We start from the raw sequence: 16478 nt of genomic DNA, 5'->3' as shown, positions 1-16478 counted from the left end.
CTCACTGTTCCTCGTCGACGAGCACGGCCTGCGGGTCCCACTCCACCTCGGCCAGAACGGCGTCGCTGCTGCCGAGGTCCTCCCCGCCGGCATCGTCGACGTAGTGCATGGCCGACTCCTCCGGGGAGTCCCAGCTGGTCGCCTGGCCCTCGCGGGCGATCAGCCGTGCCTCCCGGTCGGGGAAGCGACCCTCGTCGGGAGCCACGATGCGCCCGACCCGCTGCTGCTCGTTGCCGTAGTAGTCCAGCTCGGCCCGGATCGCGTCGGGGTCATCGCCGCCGATCCAGCCGTCGTCCTCGGCGTCCATCCCGGACTCGTCGCGCGGGGCGCCGTAGGCCGAGGAGGGGTCCTCATCCTCCTGCCGCACTCGCACGTCGATCGTCTCCTCGGCGTAGGCGTTGGACCACTGGTAGCGCTCACCAACCCGGAAGCCTCGGTCCAGCACATCACCTTCGCCATCGAGGGTGTCGCCGGGCTGTAGCTGGTCCTCAGCGTCCACGCTATAGACACCGAACTCATCACCCATCGTCTCGCGGTCGGCCTGGTCGCTCATGACGTGCTCCTTTGCGCGCGGTGACTGATCGTGTCTTCACCCTAGTCCTGCTCCGGACGCCCCACGACGCGGGCCGACGTTACGTCAGCCACACTGTCCCGGTGTCTTGGTCGATCCTGCTCCTCGTGCTCGGCGCCGTCGTCCTCGGCGCAGGGCTGCAGCGGGTCTCGGGGATGGGGCTGGGGCTGGTGGCGGCCCCGACCCTGTCCCTCCTGCTCGGCCCCGTGGCTGGCGTCACCTTGAGCAATGTCGCCGCCGTGGCCGCAGCCCTCGTGCTGGCCGTGGTGATGCGCCGCGACATCGACTGGCGCCGGTTCCGCAGCGTCGCGCCGCTGCTGCTCGCCGGATCGGTTGCCGGGGCCCTGGTGGTCCGCACCGCGGACACCGCCGTGCTGGACACCGTGCTCGGGGCGACCGTGCTGGTGGCGATCGCGGCTGCGCTCGGCCTGCAGCGCCACCTCAACGCCACAGGTCGGTTGCCGGCGTTGACCTCGGGCGCGCTGGCCGGGTTCATGAACACCACGGCCGGGGTCGCCGGTCCGGCGATGACCGTCTACGCCGTCGCCTCCCGCTGGGGACACCGCTCCTTCGCCGCCACGCTGCAGCCGGTCTTCCTGCTGGCCAACCTCGCCTCGGTCATCACCAAAGGGCTGGCCGGGGCCACTCCTGCCGCCGACGTCGTGCCGTGGTGGGCCTGGGGGGTCGCGGTGGCCGCGGTGCCGGTGGGCATCGGGCTCGGGACCGTGCTGGCCAGGCGGGTGAGCCTGCGCGCTGCCCGCTCGGTCGCCCTCACCGTGGCCACCGCCGGGGGCGTCGTGGCCCTCGTGCGTGGTGTGCTGGGATTGGTGTCGTGACGGTCCACCCCCGCCACCTGCTGCAGCTCGCTGCCGGGCAGCGGGATGAGTGGACCAACCGGCACCTGGCCTACCTGCTCGCCTGGGTGGCCGGAGTGCTCAACTCCGTCGGTTTCGTCGCCGTAGGCTTCTACACCTCTCACATGACCGGCATCGTGGCCACCGTCGCCGACCAGCTCGTGCTGGGCGGAACGCACCTCGTCCTGTTCGGTGCGGTCGCCCTCGCGGCCTTCATCCTCGGCGCGATGGCTTGCGCCCTTCAGTTCAACTGGGCCCGGCGGCGGCACCGCCGGGACCGCTTCGCCCTCGTCCTGTTCGTCGAGGCGGTCCTGATCCTCATCGTCGGCGGGCTGGCCGAGGAGGTGACCTGGGCGCACCGGGAATGGCTGATCGTGGCCACCCTGGGCTTCGTCATGGGGCAGCAGAACGCCCTGATCACCAAGGTCTCCAACGCGACCATCCGCACCACCCACATCACTGGGATGGTCACCGACATCGGGATCGAGCTGGGCAAGATGACCTACCTCAAGCGTCCCGGCGACCCCGACCCGGTCCGGGGCGACCCGCACAAGCTGCTCATGCTCTCGATCCTGGTGGCCCTCTTCTTCGTCGGTGGGGTGCTGGGCGCCCTGGGCTACCTGGCGATCGGTTTCCCGGTCCTGCTGGTCCCGGCCGCGCTGCTGCTGCTGGTGGCCGTGCCGCCCCTCGTCGGCGGCCGGTTGCCGTTGGCAGAGCACGTACCCTAGGGGTGCGATGACCATCACCACCAAGACGTATGACGTGCGCACCCACGGGTGCCAGATGAACGTGCACGACTCCGAGCGCCTGGCCGGGCTGCTGGAGACGGCCGGCTACACCGACCTGGCCAGCCTCCCGCCCGCGCAGCGGCCAGAAGTGGCCGACGTGGTCGTCTTCAACACCTGCGCGGTGCGCGAGAACGCTGCCAACAAGCTCTACGGCAACCTGGGCCAGCTGCGCCCCGCCAAGCTGAAGAACCCCGACCTGCAGATCGCCGTCGGCGGGTGCCTGGCGCAGAAGGACCGCTCCACCATCGTCGAGCGGGCCCCCTGGGTCGACGTCGTCTTCGGCACCCACAACGTCGGCTCGCTGCCGGCGCTGCTGGACCGCGCCCGGCACAACAGGGCGGCCGAGGTGGAGATCCTCGAGGCGCTGGAGACCTTCCCCTCCACGCTGCCGACCCGGCGCGACTCGGCCTACTCCGGCTGGGTGTCGATCTCGGTGGGCTGCAACAACACCTGCACCTTCTGCATCGTGCCCGCCCTGCGCGGCAAGGAGAAGGACCGCCGGCCCGGTGAGATTCTGGCCGAGGTCGAGGCGCTCGTGGCCCAAGGCGTGGTCGAGATCACCCTGCTGGGCCAGAACGTCAACACCTACGGTGTGGAGTTCGGCGACCGGCTGGCCTTCGGCAAGTTGCTGCGCGCCTGCGGCCAGGTCGAAGGACTGGAGCGGGTGCGCTTCACCAGCCCGCACCCGGCCGCCTTCACCGACGACGTCATCGCTGCGATGGCCGAGACCACCAACGTCATGCCCAGTCTGCACATGCCGCTGCAGTCCGGCTCGGACCGGGTGCTGAAGGCAATGCGCCGCTCCTACCGATCGGCGCGGTTCCTCGACATCCTGGACCGGGTCCGGGCGCAGATCCCCGACGCGGCGATCACCACCGACCTCATCGTCGGCTTCCCGGGGGAGACCGAGGAGGACTTCCAGGACACCCTGGACGTGGTCCGCGCCAGCAGGTTCTCCAGCGCCTTCACCTTCCAGTACTCCATCCGCCCCGGCACGCCCGCCGCCGAGATGGACGACCAGGTGCCCAAGAAGGTCGTCCAGGAGCGCTTCGATCGGCTCATCGAGCTCCAAGAGGAGGTCTCCTGGGCGGGCAACCGTGAGCTCGAGGGCCGCGAGGTCGAGGTGCTCGTGGCGCCGGGGGAGGGTCGCAAGGATGCCGAGACCGAGCGCCTGTCCGGCCGCGCCCGCGACAACCGCCTGGTGCACTTCGCCGTCCCCGAGGGCCTCGACCGTCCCCGCCCCGGCGACGCGGTGACCGTTCAGGTCACCTACGGCGCACCCCACCACCTCATCGCCGACTCCGGCGTGCAGAGCGGGGTGTATGCCGTGCGCCGGACCCGCGGTGGGGACGCCTGGGCCGCGCTCCAGGAGGGCGGCACCCCGGGGGCGGTCCGCAAACCCACGGTGAGCCTCGGCATACCCACCGTGGGAGCCCCGCCAGCGCGCGAGGTGACGGCCCCGGCCTGCGCGGTCGCGGACTGACCTGCTGACTGCCCTGGCCTACGGACGCGACCCGACCGCGGCATCATGGTGAGCTGGCCGTGACGCCGTCACCCCGGACGATGCACCAGCGTCTGGGCTTTCGGCTGGCGTCACCGGGCGCCCTCAACGCAGCCTGGCGACGCACGTCACCCGGACAACGCCGTGAGCCGCCCATACTCCGACGCGCACGCCGCACAGTCGCAGAGGGTGAGCTTGTGCATGGTGCCCGCGTTCCAGACGGTCCCGGGCGGGTAGAGCGGCTCAGACCGTCCGGAGGGGCTGGCGAAGGTGTCGATGAGCACCGGCCGAGGATCGACGTCACCATCGCCGAGGCAGCAACGGCACCCGCTGTAACCGCGGTCCCCGCCCGAGTGCGACGTAGCCCTGTGCCCGCACGTGCGGCACAGGTGCATCAGGACGCTCATGAGCGTTCCGGAGCGAGCGGCATGACGAGCGCGACCACGTCAAGGTCACCGGGGGAACGGACGACGAGGGGTGCGATGACGCCGTCGGCCGGCAGGAGCACCTGGCCGTCGGGGACGTTGCTCACCGCATCCCAGAGGAAGCCGCGGTCGACCAGGACGCCGCCCAGGTTCACCGCCACGTCGTCCCCGTCGAGCGCGGCGTGCAGCTGCTCCGTGGGCAACGGCCGCAGCTGAACCCCGTGCTCCAGGACACGGCGGTAATCCGGATAGGCCTCGTCCAGCCCTGTCAGCCGCAGCTCCTCCTCCCCGGAGCGCACGACCAGCAGCTCCTCCTGAGCCGCCAGGGTGAGGGAGCCGTGCCGACCCGAGAGCCAGGTGGTCAGCCGGTCGACCTCGCCCGTCGGCAGCAGCACCGATCCCACCTGTGGCTCTGCCGCGCCGGCCCGGTGCCAGCGCCCGGCCACCACCATCCGGAAGCGGTCCGTGGCCACGACCGTCAGCTCCTCGCCCACCTCGACCAGCACGCTCATGAGGGCCGGGAGCTGCGGGTCGGTGCCGACCGCGTGCCGCACGGCAGCGAGCAGGGCGAGCAGAGTGGGAGCAGCCACCTGGGAGGGGGGCCCGCCGGCCATCGCCTTCCCGAACATGGGCTCGGCCAGCGCGTGATGCAGCTGCGCCAGCTGGCGGCGCGCGTCATCCAGCCCCTCCTCGAGCCGTCTCAGGTGGGCCGAGAGCAGGTCGCGGGCGCTGTCCAGATCCCCCTGCCGGAGGGCCTCGAGCGTGGCGGCCATCTCGGCCACCGGCATCTGCACCCGACGCATCCCAGCGAGGATGCGGGCCTCCAGCACCTGCCCGGGGGAGTAGCGGCGGTAGCCTGACCAGCTGTCCACCCACGCAGGTGTGAGGACCTGGGCGCCGTCGTAGAAGCGCAGCGCGCTCACTGTCAGTCCGCTCGCACGGGAGAGCTCACCGATGGAGAGCAGCTGCTCGGGGTCCGTCGTCATGACTCCACGCTGAGGTCTCGACCTGGGTGAGGGTCAAGGCGCGGCCTGCACAGGATCACCGTGGACAACGTTGACCGGCGGCACTGGTCTGGTGCGGTGACCGGGTCTGGCAGGTCCACCGCTGCCCAGGGACTGGCGGGCCGCAACGTGAGCCGTCGAGCCGAGGCGGCGGCGGGGTCACGCACTCCGTCGCCAGGGTGTCCCCTCCCGGCGCATCCGGCGCAGCCGGTGCCGGGCTCTGCGCATCGCCGAGGAGCGGGCTCGGTGTGCCTCCTCGAGCCGCTCGACCGCCTCCATCGCGTCCGGCTTGCGGTAGAACCGCAGGACGGTGAAGACCAGCAGCGCCAGGGCGATCACGGCCGACACGGTGAGGGTGACGCCGACCGAGACCCCGCCGAAAAGCCACCACTTCTGCGGCAACGGCCACCAGCCCGGCGCGGCCGGCTGCACCAGCCAGAGCACCCCCAGCGCGAGCAGGGTCAGCGCGGCCAAGGAGGACGCGACGATCCGGGGGGCGGTCCGCACCCCCTCCGCGGCGCCCCGCCAGGCCTTGACCCGCACCGGCTGCACCATCCGCCGGGCCCACCGATACTGGGTCGACAAGATGGCCAGCCCGGCGAAGGTCAGCAGCAGGCCCGGCCCGGGCAGAACGAGGGCGAGCAGGCCCGTGACCAGGACGACCCATCCGAGGATCTCCAGACCAAGGCGCTTGGCGGTGGCGCTCACGCCCCAACCCTAGGTCGCGATCCCGGACGTTTCCTGGGGGACCCCACGCGGTCGGTGGGCTGCCCGGTGCGTGCCATCCTTGACCCCGTGATCTGGGCATGTGTGGACCGCACGACGCTGCTGGAGCGCACCGGCGACCCCTTCCTCCGGTATGCCGCGCCCGCGGACGTGCTCGCTGTCGCCGGCCCCCTGGGCTGGGCCGCTCTGGTGCGGTGGCGTCCGTTCGGACACTGGGGAGGCGCGGCCGTCATGGCACCGGGTGCACCCGTCGGGGCGGAGTCGGACGCGCTCTCCGTGCTCGTGGCCCGGGCCGAGGAGCAGAACGTCTCCCCAGAATGGTTCTCCACCGCGCCCGGGCGTGAGCTGGCGCCGCCACCAGGTTGGCAGGTGGGGACCGGCGACACGTGGGCGTTCATGTGGACCGACCGGGCCACAGACCTGCCCCCCGCGCCGCCTGGCCTGGTCGAGCTGGACGACGCCGCCGACGCCGCACGCGTCGAGGCTTTCGGCCGGAGCCACAACCGGCTGTTCGAGGGCTTCCCCGGCCGTGGGTACGCCAGCCTGTGGCTGGGCGTCGAGGACGCCGCGGGGGAGCTGGCTGCCGTCGGCGGCATCCACGTCCTGGGCTCCGGGGCCGCCCACCTGGCCGGCATCGTGGTCCGGCCCGACGTGCGTGGCACCGGCCTCGGGACCGGCCTGACCGCCCAGCTGACGCGCCGTGCGGTGGCCGCGCACGGCGCCTCCACCCTGGGCGTCTACTCCGACAACGCGGTGGCGGTGGGGCTCTACCACCGCCTCGGATATGCCGTCGCCCACCACTTCCACACCCACGGCCTCACCCGGATGCGGGTCGGGGCAGCGGTGGCATGCGACCTACGATGAGCGGCATGTCCTCCACCGAAGCCGCGCCCGAGCGGACCACCCCGCGGCGGCCCACCTCCCGCCAGCTGCTGCTGGGCCAGGTGGCCGCCGGCCTGCTGGCGCTTGAGTCGGTGATCATTGCCGGGTTCGTGGTCTTCTACGGCTACGAGGTGGCGATCGGCGAGGGGCAGGACCTGCTCATCATCATCATGTCGGCGGTGACGATGGTGGTCTTCGCCGTCGGGCTGGCCTACACCGCCAGGGGTCTGCTGCGCCGCCACCCCCGGGCCCAGGCTCCCGCGATCGCCTTCAACTTCCTGCTCATCCCGTTGGGGATCGCGATATTCCAGTTCGCCCCCTGGTGGGTGGCCGGTGGCGTACTCGTCCTCGGGGTGGGCACGATCGCGTCCGTGCTGCTCATGGGCAAGCTGGACGGCGGGCGCGACTAACCCACCTCACCCAGTCGCTGACCACCGCGTCCGGGGGGCGGGGCGACCACCTGGATCCGGGTGGTCCGGCCCCGGTGGACGAGGACGCCGCGACCTGGCACCGGCAGGTCACCGACCGGGGGGCGGGCACCTACGACCGCGCCGTCACCCGGCATACCCGGCTGCAGCACGACCGCCGTGCGGGACCGGGCCAGCTGGGGCAGCAGCCCGCGGAAGGCCGTCCCCGCCCCCTCGAGCTCGGCCGCGACGTGCAGGGCGGCTCGGGCGCCGTGCCGCGCTGCATGGCTGACCAGCAGGTCCTCAACGGGCGTGCCGGCGATCAGGTGGGCGTCATCGACGCTGACCAGGTCCCCACTGTCGAGGTGCTGGAGCCGGGCCTGGAGGTCGTGCTCCGATGGGGGGTCGCTGCCTTCAACCAGCAGGGCGGCGCCGCCGGCGGCCGCGGCGAGAGCGGTCAGCGACCGGGAACGGCCCGAGCCCGGCGGCCCCAGCACCAGGACGGGCCCGGCCGGCAAGTCCACGGCGGCGGCCTCGTCGCCGCCCACCGCCCACACCGTCGGGTCACCGTCGTGGACTCGGCGGGGCAGGGGCAGGCAGCGCAGGGGAGGAGTCTGCCCGGTCGGCGGACGCCCGCCCGGTGCGTCGGGCTGCACGACCTGGGCGACGACACCGTCCCGGGCCCGCAGCGCGCGCCCGGGCGGTTGGTGATTGGGCACCTGTGCTGCCCGCAGCCCCGGTCGTCGGGGAGCACCCAGGCGCAGCAGCGTGGGTCCTGCGCCCCGGCCCAGCCCTCGTCCAGAGCGCGGCCGAGGTCGAGCGTCTTTGTCCGGCACACCGGTAGGGCTCGTGGCCTCCTCCGCTGGGACAACCCGCATTTCATGAGGACTCCGCCCGGTCAACTAGGCGGCTTCCACACCGAGTCCTCGCCGCCATCCTCGTCACGCGGTTGAGCGCCTTCCACAACAGAATAGAACGCCTGCCCGAACGCGGTCACAACAAGGCGCCCATTGGTAGTCGTTAACTCATCAGTCTCGCTGTCTTCATACTCCGCTCGGCGCGCTGCGTAACGCGGATGATTGTCCAAGAATTGATATGCATTATCATCGGCAATGCGTACGTCATACTCGGCAATAACCAACCCGAGACGGACCCAGTTATCAATCCAAACTGCGAGTCGTTTGTCGTCAGTGGTCACAGATAGGTCTGACTGTGATCTGAGGTCCATCAGGTGGTTGTCCAAAATCCGGAAGTGCCAAGTATCTTTATTTCGCCACTCGATTCGGAAGAGCGGCCAAATGGGAGTAGGCAGGAGGTCAATCAGCAAGTGCGCTTCGTCAGGAGAGAGCTCGCGAATGATGTCAGCAAAAGCCGGGTGGGCGTCTTCACGACGACGCGCGTCGGACGCTGAGGCTAACAATTGCAGATACATTTCCTTCAACTGTGGCGTGCTCAGAGAGTAGGAGAGTCCCTGTATCGCCGGTACGGCAACACTTGGCTCAGGCGTGACTATGTCATCTTCAGGTACACCATTTAGGCGCTCTGCCATGTCGGCAGCGAAGGTTTCTGAGTCAAAATACTCCTGCGACACGCCGAACCATTGACCTAGCCACTGCCAACCTTTTAACACGATGCCTTTTCGGACGGCAATAGCCTGAGCGTGTGCCTTGGCAGCCGCCCCCAACACCGGGCCGCCCTTTGCTTCTTCCAGCAACGTTCGATCCGTTTCACTGTTCGCAGCAGCGATCCTTTTCGTCTGACCCTCGGCGGCTCGGACTCCCGTCTCGACGATCTTCCCCACCACGGGCTCGATGCCTGTCATGCGTTGAGCCTACAGGGGTGTGACTGACAATTTGCCGGATTCCCGGCCTGAGTCCCCCGGCGACCAGGATGTTCAGCCCCGAGACCACCGCGGCCTCCAGGAAGGCCGCCGCCTGCGCGGTCACGGTCCCCAGCCGCACGAAGGTCCGCGAGGTCATCGGCGGCCGTCGACACTGGGCGGGCAACGTCCGCAAGTTCGTCGTGCGTGATGTTGGAGATGGCCACGTGCAGACGGCTGCTAGGCCGTGTTGCTAAACGCCTTCGGACGCCTCGTGGGCGAGTCTTGGACTCGTGTCTCGTGATATGATCTCAGATGAAGCGTGGGCTGTGATCGGTCCGCTGTTCCGTAACGCGAAGTCGACCGGGTGTCCGCCGATGGATCGGCGCACGGTGGTGGAGGCGACGGCGTGGCGGTTTCGCGCGGGGGCCCCGTGGTGGGATTTGCCGGAGCGGTTCGGCAATGGGAACACGATCTACAAGAACTTCAATCGGTGGTCCGAGCGGGGGGTCTGGGCGCGCGTGCTTGAGAAGATGCAGTCCCTGGCGCATCAGTGTGCGAGTTGGACTGGGTGACATCGATTGACTCGACGATCGTGCGTGTCCATCAGCAGGGCGCGACCCCTCACCGGGGCACAGGGGGATCGGTCGAACTACAAGAGGTTCGGGACGGAGCCGCCTGATTCATGCGATCGGTCGCTCTCGGGGAGGCTTGACGACCAAGAGTCATCTGGTTTGCGACGGCAAGGGTCGCGCCCTCGCGTTCCTTCTAACGCCGGGGCAGGTCGTGGACACGAGCATGCTCATCGAAACGCTCTCGGAGATCCGGGTGGCCGGCCGCACCGGCCGGCCTCGGTCCCGGCCAGACCGTGTCCTCGCGGACAAGGGCTACCCGTCCAGGCGAACCGAGCCTGGCTCCGCCAGCGCGACATCGCCACGACGATCCCCGAACGTGACGACCAGATCGCCCACCGCCGCAGGAAGCCCGGACGGCCAATCGACTTCGGCACTGACCAGAAGGAGCGATACAAGGGCCGCAACGTCGTCGAACGGTGCTCCAAAAGTTCAAGCAATGGCGCGGCATCGCAATGCGCTCCGATAAGACCGCGCGCAGCTATCCTGCCGGCCTATGCCTCGCGGCGATCCTTCATTGGGCGCAGCAGAGCGGGTGTCACTCGTCAGTGTCGATGACTTCCCATGCGCCCAAACGAGTGAATCCTGCTGCTCGCGCGAGCGCGACCGAGGCAGCATTGTCGAGCTGACAGCGATATTGCGGCTCGTGCTCTCGTCTCAGTGCCTCTGCGCTCATCGCTCGGACGGTCACACGTCCCAGCCCGCGACCGCGGAATGCCGGGAGCGTGATCACTCCGAGATCAGCAAGATGAGTCCCACTCCACGGATACATGCTCGCCGCACTCACCAACTTGTCGTCGATGAAGGTGCCGAACACGAGTCAATGGTCGAGTTCAACGAATGCTTCGTCGAGGTCATCCTCGGGCGCTTCGCTTGTGAAGTCCTCGAACAACGCCGCGTCCGCAGCAGTGAGCTGGCGCGTCTCGGCACCAAAACTCTCGTTTTGAAGGACTGCCTGGTCGCCGAGGGTCAGGTAGAAGAGGTGATCGGGATCGTTGAACGAGATCCCCGATCTCTCTATCCGCGCAGAGAGATCAGCCACGTTAACGCGCTCTTCACCGATGAGTTCAAGCTCACTCGCACGTGCGGGAGAGACTGAGAGCACGGCGCATCCACCTTCTAGACGCAGCAACGACACCGACCGATTCGCGGACAGAGCAGGATCGACTGGCACCGCGATCTCGCCCTCCGGCAAACTGCGGACTTCGTCCGGCACCCACTGGGAGAGCACAAGCGATGAGAACACGACGGGCGACCTTCCGAACGGGCGACGACTTCCAGCTACGACCTTAGCCGGGCACCACCCCTCCGACCATCCGTTTAGCAACACACCCTAGAGGAGCGTGGCTGAGATAGATGTGTCTGTGCAACCGACCGCCGCTTCGAGCCGGCCCATAACGGGTGACCGACCCGACGACCGTGGCGCGCTCGACCGGATTCTTCCGTGGGCGCAGGTCATGGCGTCGTCGTCCGGGAGGAAGCGTCCGACGTTTGGGGTGTCGTAACCAACGTTCAGCGGGTCCTGCGGGTCACCATGGAGTGTGACTGAGACAGATCCTCCTCTAAACGGGGGCAAGCCGTCGTTCATCAAATACCCCAAGATGGAGGCAGTCCTGCGCGGTATCTCCGAGCAGCACCAGGCATCACTGCGGACCATGTCTCCCACCATCATGGACACCGTCATGCGCGGCATCACCGCGCAGAACAAGGCGGTCCTGCGCGGTATCTCCGAGCAGCACCAGGCATCACTGCGGACCATGTCTCCCACCATCATGGACACCGTCATGCGCGGCATCACCGCGCAGAACAAGGCAGGCGCGGCCTTCACCAACCAAGCAGTGGCCGCTGTTGCCCGCCATACAGCGGAGTCCGCCCTCAAGCGGGTTGGCGTCGAGGTACCCGACGGAGTTCCAGAACCTGGACCGGTTGCCTTCGATGACGACTCGGCCTGGTATGCGGTCGAGGCCGCGTGCCCCGACTTCACGAAGCCAATCGATGACCAGCTCACAGCAGCCGGACTCACGGACGCTGAGCGTAGGTGGATCCGCCGCTACGTCTTATTCACCATCTGGTGGATAGCGACCGCCGTCAAGGTCACGACAGGCACTATGATCGCCGGCCCGGCTGGCGGCGTCGTTGCGGCCCTCCTCGTTCACTTCGATACTCAGGCAGCCACAGACAAGGTCATGGGGTGGGCTGGCTTCGATGACGAGCCGTACGGTGAGATCCGCAGTTCGGACGACGTGTGATCGTACTGCAGTTGCGCTAGCTCGATGACTTTCCTCGCAGGTCTAAGGGCCCGCCCAGCACCCGCGTCCGCGAGGGCGAGCCGTGGCACCCTCACTGTGTTTAAGCTAGCGTCGCCCACATGCTGCCGGAAGGCGCGGAAGGCGCGGAAGGCGCGGAAGGCGCGGAAGGCGCGGAAGGCGCGGAAGGCGCGGAAGGCGCGGAAGGCGCGGAAGGCGCGGAAGGCGCGGAAGGCGCGGAAGGCGCGGAAGGCGCGGAAGGCGCGGAAGGCGCGGAAGGCGCGGAAGGCGCGGAAGGCGCGGAAGGCGCGGAAGGCGCGGAAGGCGCGGAAGGCGCTGCACTGTCGAGGATGCGGGGCGGGAGCTTGATGAGGCCCGTACGCTGCTGCTGCTGAGGGCTGAGGTGGCCCTCGCCGAGGTGCCGACGAGAGTGGCGTGTGCCGTGCTGCCGCCGGGGTAGAACCCCTCACGCTGCGCCGGTGGCTGGCGAGGCGTCAGGCTGACGTCGGGGGTCCGGCGTGCGGGAAGTGGGCGGACTCGACTAGGGCCACGCCTAGCCGGGGGCGCAGCGTCGGTCACCCGTCCGCGGACAGCAGAATGGCTGACGGACCGGCGGACACTTATCCCGAAGACCAGCACCCCCGCTCAGAGAAGGTGAGCGGGGGTGCTGCTGCTTGCGTGGGGTCAGCCCACAGCCTTGGCCCGGTGGGGCGAGACGAGCGCAACACCAGGCCACTCGTTCCGCGTGGCTCTGCCAGCACTCAATGTCACCCGCCGGAGGGTAGGTCTTACTCCCGCGCTCAATCCGGTTACCCAAACTGTCAGCTCACACCTTGAGCCTTGAGCCATGCGTCAGAAGGCCCACTCCCAGCCGCCCTGGACCCCCCAGGAGGAGCCGTTAACCACTAGAATGCCGGACGTTACTTCAAGATCCAGGACGATCAGGCCAGAGGCGGTCTGCTTAGGCCCAATTGCGGTTGGCAAGGAGTCTGCAGACTCTACGCACCACAGCGCGTTGCCGCTGATGTCGTTGAGCAGCTTGCCGTTCTCATCGAGCACGCTCAGGTCCCACTCTGAGAGGGTGAACGAGGAGTCGTAAAAAGCCTCGGTCATCGCGTCGGCGCTACCGGTCTCCACCTCCCACTCGAAGGCGACGTAGTGCCCGTTGGCAGGAGGGTCCACCATCATCGGGTCGGCGGTGCACTCGAAGTCGACCACGACGTCGGTGAGCGTGAATGCCACGGTCGCCTCGTCGGCAGGGTCGCCAATGCCAGCAGCTTGGCCGATTTCCTTGATCAAAAGGCCCCGCTCAGAGGTCTCCGATTCGCCGAAGTCCGGCTCTCCCTCCTTTGCGCTCTCATCGTCCTCGGTGGTCTCCTCCTCAGTCACGGTCGCCTCGGTGGTCGGCTCCTCGGTGGTCGGCTCGGCCTCGGCGGAAGTGGGGACGGGTGGCTCGGAGGTGACCTCGGCCTCCCCCTCGGTAGTGGTCTGGGCTGGGGCGGCGGCGGTCACCGTCTCTGTGACGACCGTCTGCTGCGGGGTGGTGCTGCATGCGGCTAGCGGCAGCATCATCGCTACCGCGACCACCAGTGCGGGATTCTTCATAAGGATGCCCTCTTCTGTGTGTGGTGTTGATTGTACTCATAGACGCTCGTCTCCGCATTAGCGGGTGGCACTTCACCCAATAGACGCCCGTCGTTGCCAAATAAACCGCAAGTGCCAGGTCAGTCCCGGTTTCAGACGCGGCGCTTTCGCCCTTGAGCCATTCTCTAAGTGATGCTGCATCAAGACAGGTAGGACGTGTCACTTGTGATCCCCGTCGTCTTCCTCGTCCTGCCCGTGACCGTCCTCTTCGCCTTCTACCCGGGGGTCACCATGCTCCGCGTCACGCTCTGATCCACCCCCCCGGCCGCAAGGCGCCACACCACACAAGGAGATCCGATGCTCCCCGATTCACCACCACCTACCGCAGCCGGCTCCTCGCCTGGACCGCCCGACCCGAACGCGGCGACGTGCCGGGATGGGTGCTGATCACCATCATGACGGCAGGCATCGTCGCCGCCCTGTGGCTGGTCGCCGAGCCGCTGCTGACGGGCCTGTTCTCCACCGCTGTCCGCTCCGTCGGGTCGTGACCTGGCCGTCCGGCAGCGCTGAGCGAGGAGCTGCGGTCTCCGAGTTCGACCTGCTCGCCGGACTCGTCAGCATCCTGATGCTCGCCGCGATGCAGCTCGCGTTCGCCTTGCACGTGCACAACACCACCACGGCCCATGTGCTCGAGGGCGCCCGTCTCGGTGCCCGCGCTGACAGCTCGCCGGAGGTCGGGGCACAGCGCACCACCGACCTGCTGCGGGACAGCCTGCCCGGCTCGGGCGAGGTCCAGGTCGTCGAGGTCACCGCCCAGGTGCGCCTGCCCGTCCTTGGACCGTTCGGGCCCGGGGAGGCCGTGACCGTTACGGCCCACGCCTACGCGGAGGACCAGTGAAACCGGCGCGTCATACCCTCCTCGTCGGCCGGGACCGCGGCTCGATGACGGTCGAGGTCGCGACAGTCCCTAAAGATGCCACTTCGCCCCTTTGAACGCGCTGAGGCCCCTCCGAGAAGCGTCGAACCTCCAGCGAAGGCAGCAAGTCTAGAGGCTTCCCTGGCTGGAAAGGTCTGCTGAGAGATACTGGGAGAGTGGCGCGCAACACGCCCGACATCTCGTCGCGGGTGGCGATACAAACACGAAGGAGTGCTATGAGCGAGGACAGTGGCAAGATTGCAGATGGCCTGCATGAGGATATTCGAACTGAGTCTTTGGGGTTGATGGATGATGTGCAGCGGTTCAGCGCGCAGAGGTTGGAGGGTGAACCCATCAGTATGGGCGACCTGCTTGAAGCGGCGACTGCATTCTCAACTAGGGGTGCGCACATCAGTGCCGTGGCGGCGATTCAGACATCAACCCTCAACAAAGTCGCCGTCAACACCTATGAGGCCGTGGAGAAGGTATCCAGAGATGCTAAGGCTACGCTAGCACGTGTCGATACTCTGGCCACTCAGACGGCGAGTCTAAATGAAGTCGCCACCGGCACTTATGAGACGGTGGAGAGGGTGTCCCGAGATGCCGAGGCTACGCTAACGCGTGTCGATACTGTGGCTAAAGATGCACGCAGCATCAGTGATCGAGTGGAGCGTCTGCATCAACCCAGGGGCCTATTTCTGCTCGGGGTTTTTGTCGTGTTGAGTAATGCCGCAGTCGCGGCAGCGATTATCGGGCTTTATTACTTGGGCACAGCAATTCTGAGTCAGGTGAATGTTTCTCGTGGCCTTGCAACAGGCATAGTCAGCAGTTTGATCGCGGCTGCATTAATTGGCGTTCTTACATGGATCGGCAAGCTGATAAAGAATCTCTTGCAGGGTGGGCAAAGTAAGCAGAACCGCGCGAAAGACGGCGAATGAGATCTGTGCTGGGATGGCGCAACCGGTGTCATTCGCTCGTCAACAGAACGAAGGCAGGCTGCCCTCGACCCAAGGTAACCCGTAGGGATGCGCCGTCCAACTGCTCGGTAGCCACAGGCATACACACGTTGGCACTCGCAGATGCGCCAGAATACATGTCGCCCACGTCGCGCAGAGGGTTCGGAATGACGCCACATGAGTCGGTAAAAGTGTTGCCGCCTGAGCCGACTATGGCGAAGTCCATAAGCCGCCACGGACTTACCGGTTCGGATTCACCGTGGTACGAGACCTCAATGTCTATCATGACGTACTGATGCTCGGGTGGCGGGGGATCGTTGAACTGATTCTGCGCTGCAACGACGTCCGCCGCGTCAAAACTCACGTCCGCCATCGTCATAGTCCAGTCGCCCCCTGTCAGGACGGCATCGCGAGGGAAGGGATTCTGTCGTGAGCCGTCCGGACCTGAGCACCTTTCCTCGTAGTGATCACTCACGACAGCAAAGTCCCAGCCGTCATCGTAGTCGCGAAGCATGGTGCGAAAATCGCCTTGCCGCCAGAGCTCGCAAACGTTCTCACGGTCGGTGGTAGTTGCCCAAAGGTCTTCCAACAACGCCACAGTGTCAACCGTCGGTTCCGGGGTGGTGGGAGGAGACTCGACCTCAGGCGTCGACTCGCTCTCTGGTGCTGTTGCCTCCGTCGACGCCGCCACTGGGGCTGTGGCTAAGGCCCCCGTCCCTGTTGGCGATGGCTCGGGCGTTGTCTCTCCCTCGTCCGACTCGGACGCACATGCGGTCAGCGCGCCAGCAGCCAAAAGGGCTATCAAGCCAAAACGGGTACAGCGCAGTGAGTGTGAGTGCACCATTGCGACTCCTGATGAATCGGGGGCTAGAGCATAACTGAGCGTGGCGAACCGCAGCCAGGCACGCGCCCAGGGGCGCTACCCGCTCAGGGAACGCTTACAGACATACAGACACACGTCCGCTCATGCACGCCCCCGGTAGCGCACGTTCGAGTTGGTCAGGCATCCGGGGTCAGGGCATCGCCGCACCTCTCGAGAGTGCCGCCCAGGAGCGGACAGGCGCGCAGTCTGCTCCACGGTGACATGGCGCACGTCGGCCCCGCACTGTCGGCAAGGCGTCTCAGTGTTGGGCACTTGGCCGCTCATGCCCCGCCCAGCGTCTCGTC

General features: G+C 67.4%; 22 protein-coding genes. 12 read left to right on the top strand and 10 right to left on the bottom strand.

The window, feature by feature from the left end; all coding sequences use genetic code 11:
* Position 1: 1 nt before the first annotated feature.
* Positions 2-553, bottom strand: coding sequence for a DUF5709 domain-containing protein (locus FY030_RS10460; RefSeq protein WP_192498569.1), 552 nt, complete (start codon positions 551-553; stop codon positions 2-4).
* A 101-nt stretch (positions 554-654) separates the two neighbouring features.
* Here FY030_RS10460 and FY030_RS10455 point away from each other — a divergent pair, with 101 nt between their 5' ends.
* From FY030_RS10455 to miaB, 3 genes are read left to right on the top strand one after another with little or no spacing between them, the layout of a single operon-like run.
* The gene (locus FY030_RS10455; RefSeq protein WP_238348231.1) at positions 655-1407 is read left to right on the top strand and encodes a sulfite exporter TauE/SafE family protein; all 753 of its coding nucleotides are present in this window, start codon (positions 655-657) and stop codon (positions 1405-1407) included.
* Positions 1404-2153 carry a YoaK family protein gene (locus FY030_RS10450; RefSeq protein WP_158061450.1) on the top strand — a complete coding sequence of 250 codons (750 nt, stop codon included), beginning with the start codon at positions 1404-1406 and terminating at the stop codon, positions 2151-2153. Before FY030_RS10455 ends, FY030_RS10450 begins: the two co-directional genes overlap by 4 nt.
* Positions 2154-2160: 7 nt before the next feature.
* Positions 2161-3696 (top strand): tRNA (N6-isopentenyl adenosine(37)-C2)-methylthiotransferase MiaB, encoded by a 1536-nt coding sequence (gene miaB / locus FY030_RS10445; RefSeq protein WP_158061449.1) that lies wholly within the window; start codon positions 2161-2163, stop codon positions 3694-3696.
* A gap of 146 nt (positions 3697-3842) precedes the next feature.
* On the opposite strand, the gene FY030_RS16400 is transcribed toward miaB, so the two are convergent.
* The 3 genes from FY030_RS16400 to FY030_RS10435 all read right to left on the bottom strand — a co-directional run bounded on the left by FY030_RS16400 (position 3843) and on the right by FY030_RS10435 (position 5851).
* Entirely contained in the window at positions 3843-3998 is a 156-nt protein-coding gene (locus tag FY030_RS16400) for a hypothetical protein (protein WP_192498568.1), read from the bottom strand.
* A gap of 119 nt (positions 3999-4117) precedes the next feature.
* Entirely contained in the window at positions 4118-5125 is a 1008-nt protein-coding gene (locus FY030_RS10440; RefSeq protein ID WP_158061448.1) for a DNA polymerase III subunit beta family protein, read from the bottom strand.
* 177 nt (positions 5126-5302) lie between these two features.
* Positions 5303-5851 (bottom strand): PGPGW domain-containing protein, encoded by a 549-nt coding sequence (locus FY030_RS10435; protein WP_158061447.1) that lies wholly within the window; start codon positions 5849-5851, stop codon positions 5303-5305.
* 87 nt (positions 5852-5938) lie between these two features.
* Between FY030_RS10435 and FY030_RS10430 the strand changes: the two genes are divergently transcribed.
* Both FY030_RS10430 and FY030_RS10425 read left to right on the top strand, forming a co-directional pair.
* Complete coding sequence (locus FY030_RS10430) at positions 5939-6733, top strand: GNAT family N-acetyltransferase (protein ID WP_158061446.1); 795 nt, start codon at positions 5939-5941, stop codon at positions 6731-6733.
* Between the two features lie 5 nt (positions 6734-6738).
* Positions 6739-7161 (top strand): hypothetical protein, encoded by a 423-nt coding sequence (locus FY030_RS10425; RefSeq protein ID WP_158061445.1) that lies wholly within the window; start codon positions 6739-6741, stop codon positions 7159-7161.
* On the opposite strand, the gene FY030_RS10420 is transcribed toward FY030_RS10425, so the two are convergent.
* Both FY030_RS10420 and FY030_RS10415 read right to left on the bottom strand, forming a co-directional pair.
* On the bottom strand, positions 7158-7877 hold the full coding sequence (locus tag FY030_RS10420) for a hypothetical protein (RefSeq protein WP_158061444.1): 720 nt from the start codon (positions 7875-7877) through the stop codon (positions 7158-7160). The two genes, FY030_RS10425 and FY030_RS10420, sit on opposite strands and share 4 nt — an antisense overlap.
* Positions 7878-8056: 179 nt before the next feature.
* Positions 8057-8980, bottom strand: a complete 924-nt coding sequence (locus tag FY030_RS10415; protein ID WP_158061443.1) for a DUF4393 domain-containing protein — start codon at positions 8978-8980, stop codon at positions 8057-8059.
* A gap of 302 nt (positions 8981-9282) precedes the next feature.
* Between FY030_RS10415 and FY030_RS17350 the strand changes: the two genes are divergently transcribed.
* Both FY030_RS17350 and FY030_RS10400 read left to right on the top strand, forming a co-directional pair.
* A complete protein-coding gene (locus FY030_RS17350; RefSeq protein WP_420371885.1) occupies positions 9283-9552 on the top strand; it encodes a transposase in 270 nt (89 codons plus the stop codon).
* A gap of 67 nt (positions 9553-9619) precedes the next feature.
* Entirely contained in the window at positions 9620-10078 is a 459-nt protein-coding gene (locus FY030_RS10400; RefSeq protein WP_158062774.1) for a transposase, read from the top strand.
* Between the two features lie 69 nt (positions 10079-10147).
* Here FY030_RS10400 and FY030_RS10395 read toward each other — a convergent pair whose 3' ends face one another.
* Together FY030_RS10395 and FY030_RS10390 are read right to left on the bottom strand one after the other, a co-directional pair.
* Complete coding sequence (locus FY030_RS10395; protein ID WP_158061441.1) at positions 10148-10426, bottom strand: GNAT family N-acetyltransferase; 279 nt, start codon at positions 10424-10426, stop codon at positions 10148-10150.
* Between the two features lie 3 nt (positions 10427-10429).
* Positions 10430-10855 (bottom strand): hypothetical protein, encoded by a 426-nt coding sequence (locus FY030_RS10390; RefSeq protein ID WP_158061440.1) that lies wholly within the window; start codon positions 10853-10855, stop codon positions 10430-10432.
* Between the two features lie 355 nt (positions 10856-11210).
* Between FY030_RS10390 and FY030_RS10385 the strand changes: the two genes are divergently transcribed.
* Together FY030_RS10385 and FY030_RS10380 are read left to right on the top strand one after the other, a co-directional pair.
* The gene (locus FY030_RS10385; RefSeq protein ID WP_158061439.1) at positions 11211-11858 is read left to right on the top strand and encodes a hypothetical protein; all 648 of its coding nucleotides are present in this window, start codon (positions 11211-11213) and stop codon (positions 11856-11858) included.
* Between the two features lie 119 nt (positions 11859-11977).
* Positions 11978-12250 carry a hypothetical protein gene (locus tag FY030_RS10380; protein WP_238348230.1) on the top strand — a complete coding sequence of 91 codons (273 nt, stop codon included), beginning with the start codon at positions 11978-11980 and terminating at the stop codon, positions 12248-12250.
* A gap of 457 nt (positions 12251-12707) precedes the next feature.
* On the opposite strand, the gene FY030_RS10375 is transcribed toward FY030_RS10380, so the two are convergent.
* Positions 12708-13442 (bottom strand): hypothetical protein, encoded by a 735-nt coding sequence (locus FY030_RS10375; RefSeq protein ID WP_158061438.1) that lies wholly within the window; start codon positions 13440-13442, stop codon positions 12708-12710.
* A gap of 308 nt (positions 13443-13750) precedes the next feature.
* On the opposite strand from FY030_RS10375, the gene FY030_RS17345 reads away from it, so the two are divergent.
* From FY030_RS17345 to FY030_RS10365, 3 genes are all read left to right on the top strand, one after another.
* Positions 13751-13987 carry a hypothetical protein gene (locus FY030_RS17345; RefSeq protein WP_420371884.1) on the top strand — a complete coding sequence of 79 codons (237 nt, stop codon included), beginning with the start codon at positions 13751-13753 and terminating at the stop codon, positions 13985-13987.
* On the top strand, positions 13984-14337 hold the full coding sequence (locus FY030_RS10370) for a TadE family protein (RefSeq protein ID WP_158061437.1): 354 nt from the start codon (positions 13984-13986) through the stop codon (positions 14335-14337). Before FY030_RS17345 ends, FY030_RS10370 begins: the two co-directional genes overlap by 4 nt.
* Positions 14338-14591: 254 nt before the next feature.
* Positions 14592-15293 carry a hypothetical protein gene (locus FY030_RS10365; protein ID WP_158061436.1) on the top strand — a complete coding sequence of 234 codons (702 nt, stop codon included), beginning with the start codon at positions 14592-14594 and terminating at the stop codon, positions 15291-15293.
* A gap of 28 nt (positions 15294-15321) precedes the next feature.
* On the opposite strand, the gene FY030_RS10360 is transcribed toward FY030_RS10365, so the two are convergent.
* The gene (locus tag FY030_RS10360; RefSeq protein ID WP_158061435.1) at positions 15322-15909 is read right to left on the bottom strand and encodes a hypothetical protein; all 588 of its coding nucleotides are present in this window, start codon (positions 15907-15909) and stop codon (positions 15322-15324) included.
* Between the last annotated feature and the right edge of the window lie 569 nt (positions 15910-16478).

Origin of the sequence: Ornithinimicrobium pratense (assembly GCF_008843165.1) — a bacterium.
Taxonomy (GTDB): Bacteria; Actinomycetota; Actinomycetes; order Actinomycetales; family Dermatophilaceae; genus Ornithinicoccus; species Ornithinicoccus pratensis.
This window is presented reverse-complemented; position numbering and strand designations above follow the sequence as displayed.